Source organism: Polaribacter tangerinus, from assembly GCF_038024095.1.
Classification (GTDB): Bacteria; Bacteroidota; Bacteroidia; order Flavobacteriales; family Flavobacteriaceae; genus Polaribacter; species Polaribacter tangerinus.
In genome coordinates this window covers 1,052,399-1,068,063 of sequence record NZ_CP150668.1, presented here as the reverse complement: position 1 = coordinate 1,068,063, position 15,665 = coordinate 1,052,399, and the positions used below count along the sequence as shown (strand labels likewise).

Below are 15,665 nucleotides of genomic sequence, written 5' to 3'. Positions count from 1 at the left end.
TTTAAATTTTCTTTATGCTCCTATTAAGTGTAGTTCTGTAAAATCTTTATTAATAGTTATAGCATTATTATTACTGTTAAAGTTATCTAAATCGATGTTAACATTGTCTAACTGAACAGTGTGTACCTTAAAAGGTAAGTTATGAAAAATAAGAGTAACATTTTTATAGTGTGCGTTAAAATCTCCTCTTTTGTGTTGCTGAATTATAAGTTCATTTTGTTTACCTGTTAACTTAAAAGTTCTAAGGCTAAACCTTCCTTTTTTGTAGTCATACCCATCATGGGCATCGTCATATAGTTTAGATGTTTCTTTTCCTTCTTTGAAATATACATCCAACGTTATTTCATCAAAATCCTTTTCGCCCACATATTGCTGAATAGGATATTTAGGTATTATGGCACCTTCTTTTACAAATATTGGCATGCTATCTAATGCTGCAGCTACCCAAATTTCTTTTCCACCTTCTAATAATTCATCTGTCCAGAAATTATACCATTTCCCTCTAGGAATATACATCCGTCTTCCTCTAGCGTTTGGCTCTGTTATTGGACAAATTAATAATTGTTCACCGTATACAAATTCATCACTTCTATAATGAGTTTGGTGGTCTTCTTGATCAAAAAGAACTAACGATTTTAAAATTGGAGTTCCTTCTGTTAAATATTTCCAGAATGCCGTGTATAAGTAGGGCAGTAACTGGTACCTTAAATTCACAAACTTTCGAACAATATCGGTAATTTCATCGCCAAACACCCATGGTTCTTGGTCTCCATGATCTCCGGAAGAGTGTACTCTACAGAAAGCATGGAATACACCTAATTGAATCCACCTTGCAAATAATTCTCCCTGTGGTTGCTCGGCAAAGCCACCAATATCAGATCCTGCAAAAGAAAAACCAGACATTGCCATTCTTTGTGCTTGGTTGTTGGCTATCGCCAAATGTTCCCAACTTGCAATATTGTCTCCCATCCAAGTTGAGGTATATCTTTGTGCTCCCGAATAGGCAGATCTTGTAATTACAAAAGGTCTTTTAGGATAAGCATATTTTTTTAATCCATGATATGTGGCTCTAGCCATTTGAGTACCATAAATATTATGTGCTTTTCTGTGAGAGCAAGGGTTTCCATCAAAATCGTGACGAACGTCATCAGGAAACGATTTATTTGGTACATCCATAACGGCAGGTTCGTTCATGTCATTCCAAACACCTTTTACACCAATTTCTTCAATCAATTCTTTAAATAAACCAGACCACCATTCTCTTACTTCTGGTTTGGTATAGTCCGGAAAGTAACATTCTCCAGGCCAAACTTTTCCTTTCATATAAGGCCCATCTGCACGTTTACAGAAATAATCTTTGTCTAATGCTTCTTTAAAAACTTCATAATCCAAATCTATTTTAATACCAGGATCTATAATTACAACGGTTTTAAAACCATCTCCTTCCAATTCTTTTACCATTCTCTTAGGGTCTGGAAAATGATTTTTATCCCAAGTAAAACATCGAAAACCATCCATATAATCGATGTCTAAGTAAATAGCATCACATGGTATTTGAAGGTCTCTAAATGTTTTAGTTATTTTTTTAACATTACTTTCTGGGTAATAACTCCATTTACATTGGTGAAAACCTAAAGCCCAAAGAGGAGGTAGGGCGTGAGGTTTACCCGTTAAATCTGTGTAATTTGCTACAACATCTTCCATTTTTGGACCATAGATAAAGTAATAATTCATTTCACCACCTTGTGCCCAAAAACTTGTTACATTTCGTCTTTCTTGCCCGAAATCGAAATGAGTTTTAAAAGTATTGTCAAAAAATATTCCGTAAGAAATATCGTCTTGTATTGCAGTGTAAAACGGAATAGCTTTGTAAATAGGATCTGTATTTTTACCAAAGGCATAAGAGTCTGTAGCCCAGTTTTCGAAACGTTTTCCTTTTAAATTTACATCTACTGGTTTATCTCCCAAGCCATAAAAACTTTCTGCTTTTTGGCAAGTTTTACTCATTTTTACAATATCGCCACCATATTCGTAGCTTTCTTCCCAATGAAAACCAATTTCATCTTCATTAATCAACTTGTTACTAATTGCATCAAAAATAGAAATATGTAAGTTTTCTTTGTTTACTTTACAAATTAATTTAGAAGTGGTTACAATGTAGTAATTGTCTTGTTCGGATATGTTTAAAAAATTATACCCTCTGCTTGCGTGCATGGTAATACCGTAAGAAAAATCTTTTTCGAACTTTCCGCTTGTTGCATATCTAAACCGTAAAACACTGTCTCTTACTACAGTTAGTTGTAAAATAACGTTATTTTTTGTTGTAAAATATAACGTATCTACATCTTTTTTATAGGCTGTTATTTCAGCAGGAAAAAGATTTCCTTTTTGTTCTAATTCTGTATTTACAATCATGATTTATGTTAGATTTATGAGGTAAAAATCGTTAAATTATATAAAAAAAGTAGTTAAATAATCTCTTTTCTACTACAACGAATTCGTATAAATAGTTACAAAAAAAACAATAACGCCATTCTGTTAGGTAGTTGTTACTTAAATATTTTTAATCTTTTTTATACTTTAGAGCAATCATAGCCAGAGGAGGTAAGTTTAGTACAACAGATTGTGCTTTTGAGTTCCAAGGAGTATTTTCTGAAGAAATACTAGCATTTACAAAGTTTTCTGTGCCATTATATTTGGATAGGTCGCTATTAAAAATTTCTTTTAGATTTCCTTTTTTTGGGATACCAATTCTATAATTTTCTCTTGGTATTTGTGTTAAATTTAAAATGATTATGATATTATCTTTTGTAGATTTTCCTTTTCGGATATAAGACAATACAGAGTTTTCATGGTCATTATGATGTATCCACTCAAAACCATCTTCTGAAAACTGTTTTTCAAACAAGGCTTTTTCGGTCTTGTAAAACATATTTAGATCTTTTACAAAGTTTTTTGCTCCTTTGTGAACATCATATTTTAAGACAAACCAGTCTAAACTTTTTTGAAAATTCCATTCAGATATTTGCCCGAATTCACAACCTTGAAAAAGTAATTTTGCGCCAGGATGCGTATACATATAACTGTAAAGTAATCTTATGTTTGCAAATTTTTGCCACTCATCTCCAGGCATTTTATCTACTATAGATTTTTTTCCGTATACAACTTCATCATGAGATAAAGGAAGCATAAAATTTTCTGTAAATGCGTAGTTTAAACTAAATGTCACTTCATTTTGATGGTATTTTCTATAGATTGTTTCTTTAGAAAAATATCCCAGACTGTCGTGCATCCAGCCCATCATCCATTTCATTCCAAAGCCTAAGCCACCGGCAAAAACAGGACTTGAAACTTTTGGAAAAGAAGTAGATTCTTCTGCAATAGTTTGAACATCAGGAAAGTTTTCATAAACAGCTATGTTCATTTCTTGTAAAAATGAGATAGCTTCTAGGTTTTCTCTTCCGCCATATACATTTGGTTCCCATTCGCCATCTTTTCTTGAATAGTCTAAAAATAGCATAGAGGCTACAGCATCTACACGTAAACCGTCTGCATGATACTGGTCTAGCCAAAAAAGGGCATTACTAATCAAGAAAGATTTTACTTCATTTCTACCATAATTAAAAATAAGGCTTTTCCAATCTTGATGGTATCCTTTTCTAGGATCTGGGTGTTCATAAAGACAAGAGCCATCAAAATTTCCTAGTCCATGAGCATCCGACGGAAAATGAGATGGAACCCAATCTAATAGAACCCCAATATTATTTTCGTGAAATTTATCTATTAAAAATTTCAATTCATCTGGGTAGCCAAATCTTGAGGTTGGTGCAAAATAACCCGTAATTTGATAACCCCAACTTGGGTCGTAAGGGAATTCCATAATAGGCATCAATTCAACATGTGTAAAGTTCATATCTACCACATAATTAACCAATTCATCGGCTAGTTCTGTGTAGCTCATAAAACGATTTTCTGCTGTCTTTTGTTTCCAAGAACTCAAGTGAACTTCATACACTGAAAAAGGGGCATTTAGGGCATTGTGTTTTTTCCTATTCTTCATCCAGCTACTATCTTTCCAATTGTAGTTATCTTCCCATATTATAGAACCAGTTTTTGGAGGATGTTCGCATCTTTTGGCATAAGGATCTGCTTTTTCCTGAACCATATCATCTGATCCTAGAATGTGATATTTGTAAACATTTCCTTTTTGTACATATGGTATAAAACCTTCCCAAATTCCGCTAGAGTCCCAACGAACATGAAGTTGATGCTCGTTTGAGTTCCAATAATTAAAGTCACCTATAACAGCAACTTTTTTTGCGCTTGGAGCCCAAACAGCAAAGTAAGTTCCTTCTATGCCATCTTTAACAAGAAGGTGAGCTCCCATTTTTTCATACAATTTGTAATGCTTACCAGCTTTAAATAGGCTGATGTCAAAATCTGAAAATAAACTATGTGCTATTACTTTAGACATTTAGTAGTTTTATGTGGTGAAACTGTTTTAAATAACTGTTCCTTTCGGAATAACGGCGCCTTTTTTAAGAACTACAATTCCGTCTTTTACCAAATAAGTAGCTGTTTCTGTATTTTTTAAATGTAGGCCTCCATTAATTGTTGTGTCGTCTCCGATTCGACAATTTTTATCGATAATGCAATTGTTTATTATGCACCTATCTCCCACACCTATTTGGTTAATAATTTTTTCTGCTTTAATTTTCTCTAAAGATTCATAATAGTCACTACCCATCATATATGTATTAGTAATAATAGTGTCTTTACCTATTCTAGAGCGAATACCAATAACAGATTTTTCTATTTTTTTAGCATTAATAATACAACCATCTGCTATTACGGCTTTGTTTAAAACGGTGTTCGAAAACTTAGAAGTGGGTAAAATACGTGCCCTAGTATATACCCTGTTTTCGTCGTATAAATTAAATTTAGGTAAATCGTCTGTAAGTCCAATGTTTGCCTCAAAGAAAGAGTCTATATTTCCAATATCTGTCCAATATCCTTCATAAGGATAACTAACTGTTTTGTGTTCTTTAATTGCTTGCGGAATTATCTCTTTTCCAAAATCAATAGTATTAGGGTTAGCCATTAGCTCTTCCAATAAGTCTCTATTAAAAATATAGATTCCCATGGATGCAAGGTATTTTCTATCTTCTTTTTTCATTTCTTCACTTACATCAGAAATCCATTTTGGTAACAATTCTGCTGCAGGTTTTTCTATAAATGAAGTTATTTTATGTGTATGATCTGTTTTTAAAATACCAAAAGAAGTTGCATCTTTCGCATTAACGGGGTAGGTTGCAATAGAAATTTTAGCACCACTTTCTTTGTGTTTCTCTATCATATCTTTAAAATCCATGTTATAGAGTTGGTCTCCAGAAAGTATCAATGCGTATTCAAAGTCATTTTGTAAAAAATGATGCATACTTTGTCTTACTGCATCTGCAGTTCCTTGAAACCATTTATCGCTATTAATAGTTTGCTCAGCTGCTAATACATCTACAAAGGCATCACTAAAAAAACTAAAATGATAAGTATTTTTTATGTGAGCATTTAAAGAGGCAGAATTAAACTGCGTTAATACATACATTCTTTTTATGTTAGAATTGATACAGTTTGAGATAGGAATATCTACCAATCTGTATTTTCCTGCAATTGGTACTGCTGGTTTAGACCTGTCTTTTGTTAATGGATAAAGCCTAGAGCCTTGTCCACCACCTAAAATAATACCGAGTACTTTGTCGTTTATCATGTTTAGTTAATTAGAGATTTATATAAACTCAAGTATTCTTTTGCAGAATTTGTCCATGAGTTATTTATTGTCATTATTTGCTTTTGGTTTTTTCTAAACTTATCTGTATCCTTATAAAAGATTGAGGCTCTTTTTATGGCATCAACAACTTTATGAATAGTAACTCCTTTATGTGTAATGCCAAAACCATTATTTTTATCAATATCAGTAACAGTATCTTTTAATCCGCCAATTTCGTTAACTATTGGAACAGTTCCATATCGTAAAGCATACATTTGATTGAGACCACAAGGTTCAACTCTAGAGGGCATTAAAATAAAATCGGCTCCAGCATACATTGTGTGCGCTAGGTTCTCACTGTAGCCAATGTAATTATTGTAGTTATTATTTGTAATTTTTGATAATGCAATTTCAATTTCTTTATGTCCAGAACCTAATAAAAGTATTGAAATATCATTTTCTTCAAGGGCTTTTGTAAATATTTCAGGAAATAAATCTGCTCCTTTTTCACCTACTAGTCTTCCAATAAATACAAATAGTGGCTTTTTTGTATTCAGTTTAAACTGATTGCAAAGTATTTTTTTATGTACTTTTTTACCTGAGATTACGGTGTTCTTAGTATAATTCTTTTCAAGTTTTATGTCGGTTTCTGTGTTCCAAACACTCCAATCTATTCCATTAAGTATGCCAACACATTTTTTGCTTTCACTGCTAAGTAATTGTTCTAATCCGTTTGCATTTTTTTTCAACTCGTTCATATATGAAGGTGATACTGTAGTAACTTTCCAAGCACATTTTATAGCTGTAGCAAGCGGGTTTATAGATCCATCCCAATCTAAAAGACCAACATTATCATAATTGAAAGGTGGTATTAAATGTGATTTTTCATGAGAAAACCATCCTTGATATTGAGCATTATGAATGGTTAAAATAGTGGGTATGTTTTTAAGTTTACTATACTTAAAACTCTGTGTAATCATAAAAGGAGTAAGTCCTGTATGATGATCGTGTATATGAATAATAGTAGGCTTTTCTTTTAATGTTATTATCCAGTCTAGAGTAGCTATTTGAAATGCTAAAAATCTTTCGGTATCATTTTCTGAGTAAACATATTCTTTGTCTAATAAACCTGGTATGTCTACACAAAATAACTCGAAACCTAATGTGCTGTTTTTTAATTTTAAAATTCTAAATTGATGGTAGTTGTGACCAAGTGCAAGGGTGTCTTTTAAAATAACATCAAATTCTTGATTATCTGAAAATGGAACTTTGTAAAAGGGCATGATAACAGCGCTATTAGCACCTAATTCATTTTGATACTTTGGCAGCGATCCTACAACATCCGCCAAACCACCTATTTTTGCAATCGGAAAACATTCTGCACTTATATGAACTATTTTCAAAAGTTTAAAATTAGAAGATTAGTTTCTAAATTTACAAAATTTATTCTTAGTTACACTTCCAATTTTTATTATTACAAGATGTTTATTGATACAATAGATTCTGTTGTTTTACTTTTAAGAAAACAATTAATTTACCACAAAATTTTACGAATTTCGTTGCTTGTTGATTTCGTCTTGTAGCTGTCTCCTTAATTTTTGCTCTCTTTCTAGTGCTTTTTTTCTGTGGATATCAAACTCTCTTTCTACACTAATTAAGTTTTTCTCTGCTTTTTTTGTTAAAATATTACTTCTATAAAATTTAAATATAAAAAATGACAACGCAAGTAACAGTATAATAATAATGCTCCATATAACTATTTTGTATACTAGCTTACTCAAATTTTTACCAAAAAAAGAGATGGTGTTTTCTTGTTCTTTAAGTTTGTTTAAAGTGGTTTCTGTTTCAGATAATTTTTTTAGAGTATTTGAATGTTTTTCCTTTTCTTCTGCTATTGTTTTTTTCTGATCTGCAATATTCTTGGCAGATTCTAAAATCGTATCTAAAACGTTTGCTTTTAAGGTTAAATACTTTTCTTTACTAATTACTTTATAAACCTGGTAAGTAGAGGAGCTTTTATAAATAGCATCGAACTGATTTTCTATAGTATTGTTTTCAGTTTGTTTTTTTTGTGCATGAATAAAAAAACTACAAAATAGGGCAATTAATATTAGGGTATTTTTTTTCATTATTATGTTTTTTGTATTTGAAGTATAAAAATACTAAAAAAACCCAAACGAAAACGTTTGGGTTTTTTATTATAAGCAAGTAATTTATAATTATTTTATTTTTGCTACAACTGCCTTAAAAGCTTCTGGGTTGTTTACCGCTAAATCTGCTAAAACCTTACGGTTTAATTCGATATTGTTGGCTTTAACTTTTCCCATAAACTGAGAGTAAGACATTCCGTGTAAACGAGCTGCAGCATTAATACGTACAATCCATAAAGAACGAAAGTTTCTCTTGTTATTTTTACGGTCGCGGTATGCATAAAGCATTCCTTTTTCAACCGCATTTTTTGCTACTGTGTAAACGTTTTTTCTACGTCCAAAGTAACCTTTTGCTGCCTTCAAGATTTTTTTTCTTCTTTTTCTTGAGGCTACTGAATTTACTGATCTTGGCATAATTTCAATGTTTTTTGTAGTAGGCGATTTTGTTTTTTTACCTAATTAAGGGTAAAACAACAAAATTCTTCTTATAAATTGCCTAACTCCATGGTTAATAATTAAATTCCCTTTTTAAACTTATTTTAAGTTTAATTGTTGCATAATGTTAGCTTCATCAGATTTGTGTACCAAACCATCATGAGTTAACCTTAATTTACGTTTTTTAGACTTCTTTGTTAAGATGTGACTTTTAAACGCGTGCTTTCTTTTGATTTTGCCAGTACCTGTAACTTTAAATCGTTTTTTGGCACTAGACTTGGTTTTCATTTTAGGCATTTCCCTTCGTTTTAATCTTGCTTATAAGATTGTTAAAATGTTTTTTATTTTACTTTTTTAGGAGCAATAAACATAATCATACGTTTTCCCTCCAATTTAGGTAACTGTTCTACTTTACCATACTCTTCTAATTCTTGGGCAAGTTTTAATAACAGTATTTGTCCTTGCTCTTTAAAGATGATAGAACGCCCTTTGAAAAAAACAAATGCTTTTAGTTTTGCGCCATCTTGTAAGAATTTTATAGCATGTTTTTTCTTAAATTCATAGTCATGCTCATCTGTTTGCGGTCCAAATCTAATTTCTTTAATAGTAACTTTTGTTGCTTTAGATTTTAGGGCTTTTTCTCGCTTCTTCTGCTCATACAAGAATTTCTTGTAATCAATAATTTTACAAACAGGAGGTTTTGCTTTTGGCGAAATTTCTACCAAATCTAATTCCTGTTCAGCTGCTAATTCTTTAGCTTTTTCTAAAGAATATACACCAATTTCTACATTATCGCCTACCAGACGAACTTCATCAACATATTTAATCTTTTCATTAATTCTATGTTGATCTTCTTTGATTACTCTCAACGGTCTTCTCGACCTACTTCTACGTATTGCTATGACTAATAATTTTTAAATTTAACTTATTTGTTGGTTTATCAACGCTATTTATATTATAAAAATAATCAATATTTTTATCTTTTAGCAGATAAAATTTATATTATTTGACGATTTCTATTTTTTACCAAATGTTTTTAAGGTCTTGTTTTCTTCTTCTTTAAGCATTTTTACAAATTCACTTATTGTAAATGTTCCTAAATCTCCCTCTCCATGTTTCCTAACAGATACAGTGCCTTCTTCTGCTTCTTTCTCTCCAACAATAACCATAAATGGAATCTTGTTTACTTCTGCATCACGAATTTTGCGGCCAGTTTTCTCGCTTCGGTTATCTACCAGGGCGCGAATTTCGGAATTTTCTAACGATTCTAAAACTTTTTCTGCATATTTTTGATATTTATCACTGATTGGCAATAAGATAACTTGATCTGGAGTTAACCAAAGTGGAAAGTTTCCTCCTGTGTGTTCGAGCAATACAGCTATAAATCGCTCCATAGATCCGAATGGTGCTCTATGTATCATTACTGGTCTGTGAGATTGATTGTCTGAGCCTGTGTAAGATAAATCGAAACGTTTTGGTAGGTTGTAATCCACTTGAATAGTTCCTAATTGCCAACTTCTTCCTAAAGCATCTTTTACCATAAAGTCTAACTTAGGTCCATAAAAAGCCGCTTCTCCTTCTTCAATAACAAAATTTAAACCTTTATCTGTAGCAGCATTAATAATTGCTTGCTCTGCGATTTCCCATGTTTGTGAGTCGCCAATATATTTTTCTAAATTATTTTTGTCTCGAACAGATACTTGCGCTGTAAAATCTTCAAATCCTAAAGACCCAAAAACATACAAAACTAAATCTATAACTTCTTTAAACTCTTGGTCTAGTTGTTCTGGAGTACAAAATATATGTGCATCATCTTGTGTAAAACCTCTTACTCTTGTTAATCCGTGTAGTTCTCCACTTTGTTCATATCTGTATACTGTTCCAAATTCTGCAAATCTTTTTGGTAGGTCTTTATATGAGTAGGGTTTAAAGTTGTAAACTTCACAGTGATGAGGACAATTCATAGGTTTTAATAAAAACTCCTCATCCATTTTTGGCGTTTTAATTGCCTGAAAACTGTCTTCACCATATTTTTCATAGTGTCCAGATGTTACATACAATTCTTTTTGACCAATGTGCGGTGTCATTACCATTTCATAACCTGCTTTTTTTTGTGCAGCTTTCAAAAAGTCTTCTAAACGTGCTCTTAATGCAGCACCTTTCGGTAGCCATAATGGCAGTCCAGCACCTACTTTTTGAGAAAAAGTAAATAATTCTAGCTCTTTACCTAGCTTTCTATGGTCTCTTTTTTTTGCTTCTTCTAGTATCTCTAAATATTCAGTAAGCAATTTTTGTTTTGGAAAACTAATTCCGTAAACTCTAGTTAGTTGATTATTTTTTTCATCTCCACGCCAATATGCGCCTGCAACACTCATTATTTTTACCGCTTTTATAATTCCGGTATTTGGTATGTGGCCGCCTCGACATAAATCGGTAAAATTACTATGATCACAAAAAGTTATTTCTCCATCATTCAAATTTTCAATCAATTCAACCTTATATTCGTTATTTTCTTTTTTGTAGAGCGATAAAGCTTCATCTTTAGAAACTGCTCGTAAAGAAAATTCATGCTTACCTCTTGCTATTTCTAAAAATTTAGCTTCTAGTTGCTTAAAATCTTTATCAGAAATAACTGCATCACCTAAATCTACATCGTAGTAAAAGCCATTTTCAATTGCTGGTCCAATAGTTAGTTTTGCCTTCGGATAAAAGGAAAGTATGGCTTCAGCTAAAACGTGTGCCGAAGAATGCCAAAAGGCTTTTTTACCTCCCTCATCATTAAAAGTATATAAAATTAAAGAACCATCTGTGGTTAATGGAGTTTTAGTTTCTACTGTTTTTCCATTAAAATTTGCCGAAATTACATTTCTAGCAAACCCTTCACTTATACTTTTTGCTACATCCATAGGAGTGCTATTTATAGCAAAATCCTTAATAGTTCCGTCTGGTAAGGTAATTTTAATCATTTAATCTTATAATTTAAGCATGCAAAGATATTGAATTTTCAATATCTAATACAATCTTTGTAAGGAAGTATTTATTTTTAAAATGATACATTTACATTACAAAAAAAAAATAAAAATATGCTACTTATATTATTATCGTGGTTTTATATTTTTCTTGTGTGTACTTCTTTTGGATCAATAATTGATTTTTTTACTCAAAAAAAAGCTCTAAAAATTGAACATTATTTTCTAATTGGTCTTTTGTTTCAATTATTACTCATCACTTCCTACGCAATTTTTTTACCAATAAATAGTCTGTTTTATATTGTTAACAGCTTATTTACATTACTTCTTTTGCTAATAAATTATAAAAGATTACTCTTTTTAATTACACTTTTATTTAAGGAAATTGCATCGTTAAGTATAGGGTTAAAGTTATTACTCATTTTTATTTTTCTAACAGCACTAATGCAGTCTGCTACCATTCCTTTTATGCCAGATAATGAGTCTTACTATATTCAAACAATTAAGTGGTTAAATGAATATGGTTTGGTAAAAGGACTAGCTAACCTACATTTATTTCTTGGTCAAACATCCGGATGGCATATATTACAAAGTGCTTACAATTTTAGCTTTTTAACAGACTCTTTAAATGATATTAATGGTTTTTTACTTGTTGTAATTTTTTTTATGAGTGTTAAAAGTTTACATCATTTTACAGTAACTAGAAAAAAAAGCAACCTATTCTTAGGTTTGTTACCAGTTTTCTCACCCTTTCTATATCGATTTTTAAACACTCCTTCACCAGATTTACCAGTTTTTGTAATTTCTTATTTTGTATTTTTTTTATTTTTCAAACTTTACAACGCTTTTGATAAAGACTTATATTTAACTTTTATCTTAAGTATTTTTTTACTCATTCTTGTAAAAGTAACTGTGTGTGTTTTACTTATTTTGCCAGTATTTATCTTTTTAAAGCATCATAAACAAATAGGTATAAGATTAAACTTAGTAATTATCAGCTTTGCATTTATTGTTTTTATTTCTTTTTTGCTAAAAAACTACATCATATCAGGATTCCCTTTATATCCATTAACTTTCAGCTTTACAGATGTAGATTGGCAAGTACCTTTAAAAGTTCAAGAACATTATTATAGTGCTGTAAGAATGTATTCATTTTCTATTGATAATCAGTCTTTTTTCAATAGATTAAGTTTTTTCGATAAATTTATAAGGTGGCTTACTTTAGATAGTTTTCATGGATTATTTAATAAAGTTATGGTGCTATTACTTTTAACATCTCCTTTTTTTATCAAGAAAAAAGCTCTATTTCTGGTGATTTTATATGCTGCATTTCAGTTTTTTATACTTTTTATCACTTCTCCACAATACCGCTTCTTCTTCCATTTGATAATGTTGTTGTTTGGCATAATTGCAACTAGGGCAATGTATATACGTTATAGGCTTGTAAAAGCTCTACTTTATTTTTCGGTGTTTTGCTGTTTCCTTTTGATGTTATTTCCAATAAACCCAATGCAGTTCCGTAATAATGGTCAGGTAAATAATCAAGAAGAACCATTTCATTTAAAAAGTATTTTCAAGCCACCTAACAACAGTAGATATTCCTTTTCATACAAATATATAAAAGAAGGTAATTTTGGCTATTACTCTCCGCTAGGCAAAGGGGTATATTTTTGGTACACCTCAAATATACCTTTGCCAGCGCTAAATAAAGAGCAGTTGAACTTCTACAAAGAACATTTTTTTATAGTACCTCAGTTAAGGGGAGCTTCTTTAGCAGAAGGATTTGTATCGAAAACTATTCAAAAACCTGAGCAGTAATAAGAAGGTTTTCTGATTATTTTTAGTATTGAAAAAAAACAATAAACATAATAAGCTACCTACCAGCTATTTACATTTTATTTTCAAAAAAGGCTAAAAAACGCTTTAAAAATAGTTGTGAGGTTTAAAATAGGGTGTATATTTGCACCCGCTAACGTCAATTTATTTTGGTTAGTGAAGTTCATTGCTTAGTTTGTTTTTTTTGCGAAAAAAAAAGTTTTTAATTTTTCTTGTGGTATTAAGAAATAAGTTTTAAGTTTGCACCCGCTAAGAAAACGGCTATAGTTCATTAAGGGATTTTGGAATAATTTTATTTAGGTAAAGTTAGTTAGTTCGAGTCTAACATTTCTACAATTTTAGTGTTTTAGGATACTAAATAAGTTCATTGAAAATATTGAAATTGACAGCGTAAACAAAGAGTAGAATAACCGCATTATTATATAATAGTGTAAATTCTTTTGAAACTTATTCATTCATATTATAAAGATATACAATGAAGAGTTTGATCCTGGCTCAGGATGAACGCTAGCGGCAGGCTTAACACATGCAAGTCGAGGGGTAACATTGTGCTTGCACAGATGACGACCGGCGCACGGGTGCGTAACGCGTATAGAACCTACCTTTTACTAGAGAATAGCCTTTAGAAATGAAGATTAATGCTCTATAGTATTTAGTTTCGGCATCGGGATTAATTTAAAGATTTATTGGTAAGAGATGGCTATGCGTCCTATTAGTTAGATGGTAAGGTAACGGCTTACCATGACTTTGATAGGTAGGGGTCCTGAGAGGGAGATCCCCCACACTGGTACTGAGACACGGACCAGACTCCTACGGGAGGCAGCAGTGAGGAATATTGGACAATGGAGGCAACTCTGATCCAGCCATGCCGCGTGCAGGAAGACTGCCCTATGGGTTGTAAACTGCTTTTATACAGGAAGAAACACTGGTATGTATACCAGCTTGACGGTACTGTAAGAATAAGGACCGGCTAACTCCGTGCCAGCAGCCGCGGTAATACGGAGGGTCCGAGCGTTATCCGGAATCATTGGGTTTAAAGGGTCCGCAGGCGGTCGATTAAGTCAGAGGTGAAATCCCATAGCTTAACTATGGAACTGCCTTTGATACTGGTTGACTTGAGTCATATGGAAGTAGATAGAATGTGTAGTGTAGCGGTGAAATGCATAGATATTACACAGAATACCGATTGCGAAGGCAGTCTACTACGTATGTACTGACGCTCATGGACGAAAGCGTGGGGAGCGAACAGGATTAGATACCCTGGTAGTCCACGCCGTAAACGATGGATACTAGTTGTTGGGGTTTACCTCAGTGACTAAGCGAAAGTGATAAGTATCCCACCTGGGGAGTACGGTCGCAAGACTGAAACTCAAAGGAATTGACGGGGGCCCGCACAAGCGGTGGAGCATGTGGTTTAATTCGATGATACGCGAGGAACCTTACCAGGGCTTAAATGTAGTATGACAGGACTAGAGATAGTTTTTTCTTCGGACATATTACAAGGTGCTGCATGGTTGTCGTCAGCTCGTGCCGTGAGGTGTCAGGTTAAGTCCTATAACGAGCGCAACCCCTGTCGTTAGTTGCCAGCATGTAAAGATGGGGACTCTAACGAGACTGCCGGTGCAAACCGTGAGGAAGGTGGGGATGACGTCAAATCATCACGGCCCTTACGTCCTGGGCCACACACGTGCTACAATGGTATGGACAATGAGCAGCCATCTGGCAACAGAGAGCAAATCTATAAACCATATCACAGTTCGGATCGGAGTCTGCAACTCGACTCCGTGAAGCTGGAATCGCTAGTAATCGGATATCAGCCATGATCCGGTGAATACGTTCCCGGGCCTTGTACACACCGCCCGTCAAGCCATGGAAGCTGGGAGTGCCTGAAGTCGGTCACCGAGAGGAGCCGCCTAGGGTAAAACTGGTAACTAGGGCTAAGTCGTAACAAGGTAGCCGTACCGGAAGGTGCGGCTGGAACACCTCCTTTCTAGAGAAAGATGGTGAGTTACAAAAGGGGATTTTTACTCTTTGCTGTTAATTTTATACAACAAGTTACTTAATTCAAGCTATTCTAGTCTCGTAGCTCAGCTGGTTAGAGCGCTACACTGATAATGTAGAGGTCGGCAGTTCGAGTCTGCCCGGGACTACAATTTATAAAGTAATTAGTTATAGGAAATTCTAGAAGCTAGAGAATTCTACATTGTCAATTCTGAATTCGTAATTCTGAATTTCAATTAATGGGGGATTAGCTCAGTTGGCTAGAGCGCTTGCCTTGCACGCAAGAGGTCATCGGTTCGACTCCGATATTCTCCACTAGGTAATGCCAAGAGATGATGTATATTATCTTAAGGGTATTGTAAGGATCAAGATTGATATATTATTATCGGTTTTGATTTGTAACGTTCATTGACATATTGGTAAAATGATATCGTAAGAATCAAAAAGATAGAGCGTTTAGAATAGCAATATTTTAAGCGATTTTTTATAAAAATATAAAAGAGCTCGTTG

At 33.0% G+C, this 15,665-nt stretch carries 10 protein-coding genes, 2 tRNA genes and 1 rRNA gene; 4 read left to right on the top strand and 9 right to left on the bottom strand.

Going from position 1 to position 15,665, the window contains the following annotated elements; translation table 11 throughout:
* Window positions 1–12: 12 nt before the first annotated feature.
* The 9 genes from WHD54_RS04730 to thrS all read right to left on the bottom strand — a co-directional run bounded on the left by WHD54_RS04730 (window position 13) and on the right by thrS (window position 11,315).
* Window positions 13–2,415: a glycoside hydrolase family 31 protein gene (locus WHD54_RS04730; protein WP_088324126.1), complete on the bottom strand. Its 2,403-nt coding sequence runs from the start codon at window positions 2,413–2,415 to the stop codon at window positions 13–15.
* A 148-nt stretch (window positions 2,416–2,563) separates the two neighbouring features.
* Window positions 2,564–4,474, bottom strand: coding sequence for a 1,4-alpha-glucan branching protein GlgB (gene glgB, locus WHD54_RS04725; RefSeq protein WP_088324127.1), 1,911 nt, complete (start codon window positions 4,472–4,474; stop codon window positions 2,564–2,566).
* A gap of 27 nt (window positions 4,475–4,501) precedes the next feature.
* The gene (locus tag WHD54_RS04720) at window positions 4,502–5,764 is read right to left on the bottom strand and encodes a glucose-1-phosphate adenylyltransferase (protein WP_088324128.1); all 1,263 of its coding nucleotides are present in this window, start codon (window positions 5,762–5,764) and stop codon (window positions 4,502–4,504) included.
* 2 nt (window positions 5,765–5,766) lie between these two features.
* A complete protein-coding gene (locus WHD54_RS04715; protein WP_088324129.1) occupies window positions 5,767–7,167 on the bottom strand; it encodes a glycogen synthase in 1,401 nt (466 codons plus the stop codon).
* A gap of 144 nt (window positions 7,168–7,311) precedes the next feature.
* A complete protein-coding gene (locus tag WHD54_RS04710; RefSeq protein ID WP_088324130.1) occupies window positions 7,312–7,893 on the bottom strand; it encodes a hypothetical protein in 582 nt (193 codons plus the stop codon).
* 90 nt (window positions 7,894–7,983) lie between these two features.
* Entirely contained in the window at window positions 7,984–8,328 is a 345-nt protein-coding gene (gene rplT / locus WHD54_RS04705; RefSeq protein WP_088324131.1) for a 50S ribosomal protein L20, read from the bottom strand.
* Between the two features lie 120 nt (window positions 8,329–8,448).
* A complete protein-coding gene (rpmI, locus tag WHD54_RS04700; protein ID WP_088324132.1) occupies window positions 8,449–8,646 on the bottom strand; it encodes a 50S ribosomal protein L35 in 198 nt (65 codons plus the stop codon).
* Window positions 8,647–8,690: 44 nt separating this feature from the next.
* Window positions 8,691–9,218, bottom strand: coding sequence for a translation initiation factor IF-3 (gene infC / locus WHD54_RS04695; protein ID WP_233131002.1), 528 nt, complete (start codon window positions 9,216–9,218; stop codon window positions 8,691–8,693).
* A gap of 147 nt (window positions 9,219–9,365) precedes the next feature.
* Window positions 9,366–11,315: a threonine--tRNA ligase gene (thrS, locus tag WHD54_RS04690; protein ID WP_088324133.1), complete on the bottom strand. Its 1,950-nt coding sequence runs from the start codon at window positions 11,313–11,315 to the stop codon at window positions 9,366–9,368.
* A gap of 117 nt (window positions 11,316–11,432) precedes the next feature.
* On the opposite strand from thrS, the gene WHD54_RS04685 reads away from it, so the two are divergent.
* From WHD54_RS04685 to WHD54_RS04670, 4 genes are all read left to right on the top strand, one after another.
* On the top strand, window positions 11,433–13,136 hold the full coding sequence (locus WHD54_RS04685; protein ID WP_088324134.1) for an LIC_10190 family membrane protein: 1,704 nt from the start codon (window positions 11,433–11,435) through the stop codon (window positions 13,134–13,136).
* A gap of 490 nt (window positions 13,137–13,626) precedes the next feature.
* Window positions 13,627–15,144 (top strand): 16S ribosomal RNA (locus WHD54_RS04680).
* Window positions 15,145–15,230: 86 nt separating this feature from the next.
* Window positions 15,231–15,304, top strand: a tRNA-Ile gene (locus WHD54_RS04675).
* A 92-nt stretch (window positions 15,305–15,396) separates the two neighbouring features.
* Window positions 15,397–15,470 (top strand) — tRNA-Ala (locus WHD54_RS04670).
* The last annotated feature ends 195 nt before the right edge of the window (window positions 15,471–15,665 follow it).

Coding starts and splice junctions, on each gene's coding strand:
- WHD54_RS04730 (WP_088324126.1), bottom strand. CDS start 2,415: ATGATTGTAAATACAGAATTAGAACAAAAAGGAAATCTTTTTCCTGCT.
- glgB (WP_088324127.1), bottom strand. CDS start 4,474: ATGTCTAAAGTAATAGCACATAGTTTATTTTCAGATTTTGACATCAGC.
- WHD54_RS04720 (WP_088324128.1), bottom strand. CDS start 5,764: ATGATAAACGACAAAGTACTCGGTATTATTTTAGGTGGTGGACAAGGC.
- WHD54_RS04710 (WP_088324130.1), bottom strand. CDS start 7,893: ATGAAAAAAAATACCCTAATATTAATTGCCCTATTTTGTAGTTTTTTT.
- rplT (WP_088324131.1), bottom strand. CDS start 8,328: ATGCCAAGATCAGTAAATTCAGTAGCCTCAAGAAAAAGAAGAAAAAAA.
- rpmI (WP_088324132.1), bottom strand. CDS start 8,646: ATGCCTAAAATGAAAACCAAGTCTAGTGCCAAAAAACGATTTAAAGTT.
- thrS (WP_088324133.1), bottom strand. CDS start 11,315: ATGATTAAAATTACCTTACCAGACGGAACTATTAAGGATTTTGCTATA.
- WHD54_RS04685 (WP_088324134.1), top strand. CDS start 11,433: ATGCTACTTATATTATTATCGTGGTTTTATATTTTTCTTGTGTGTACT.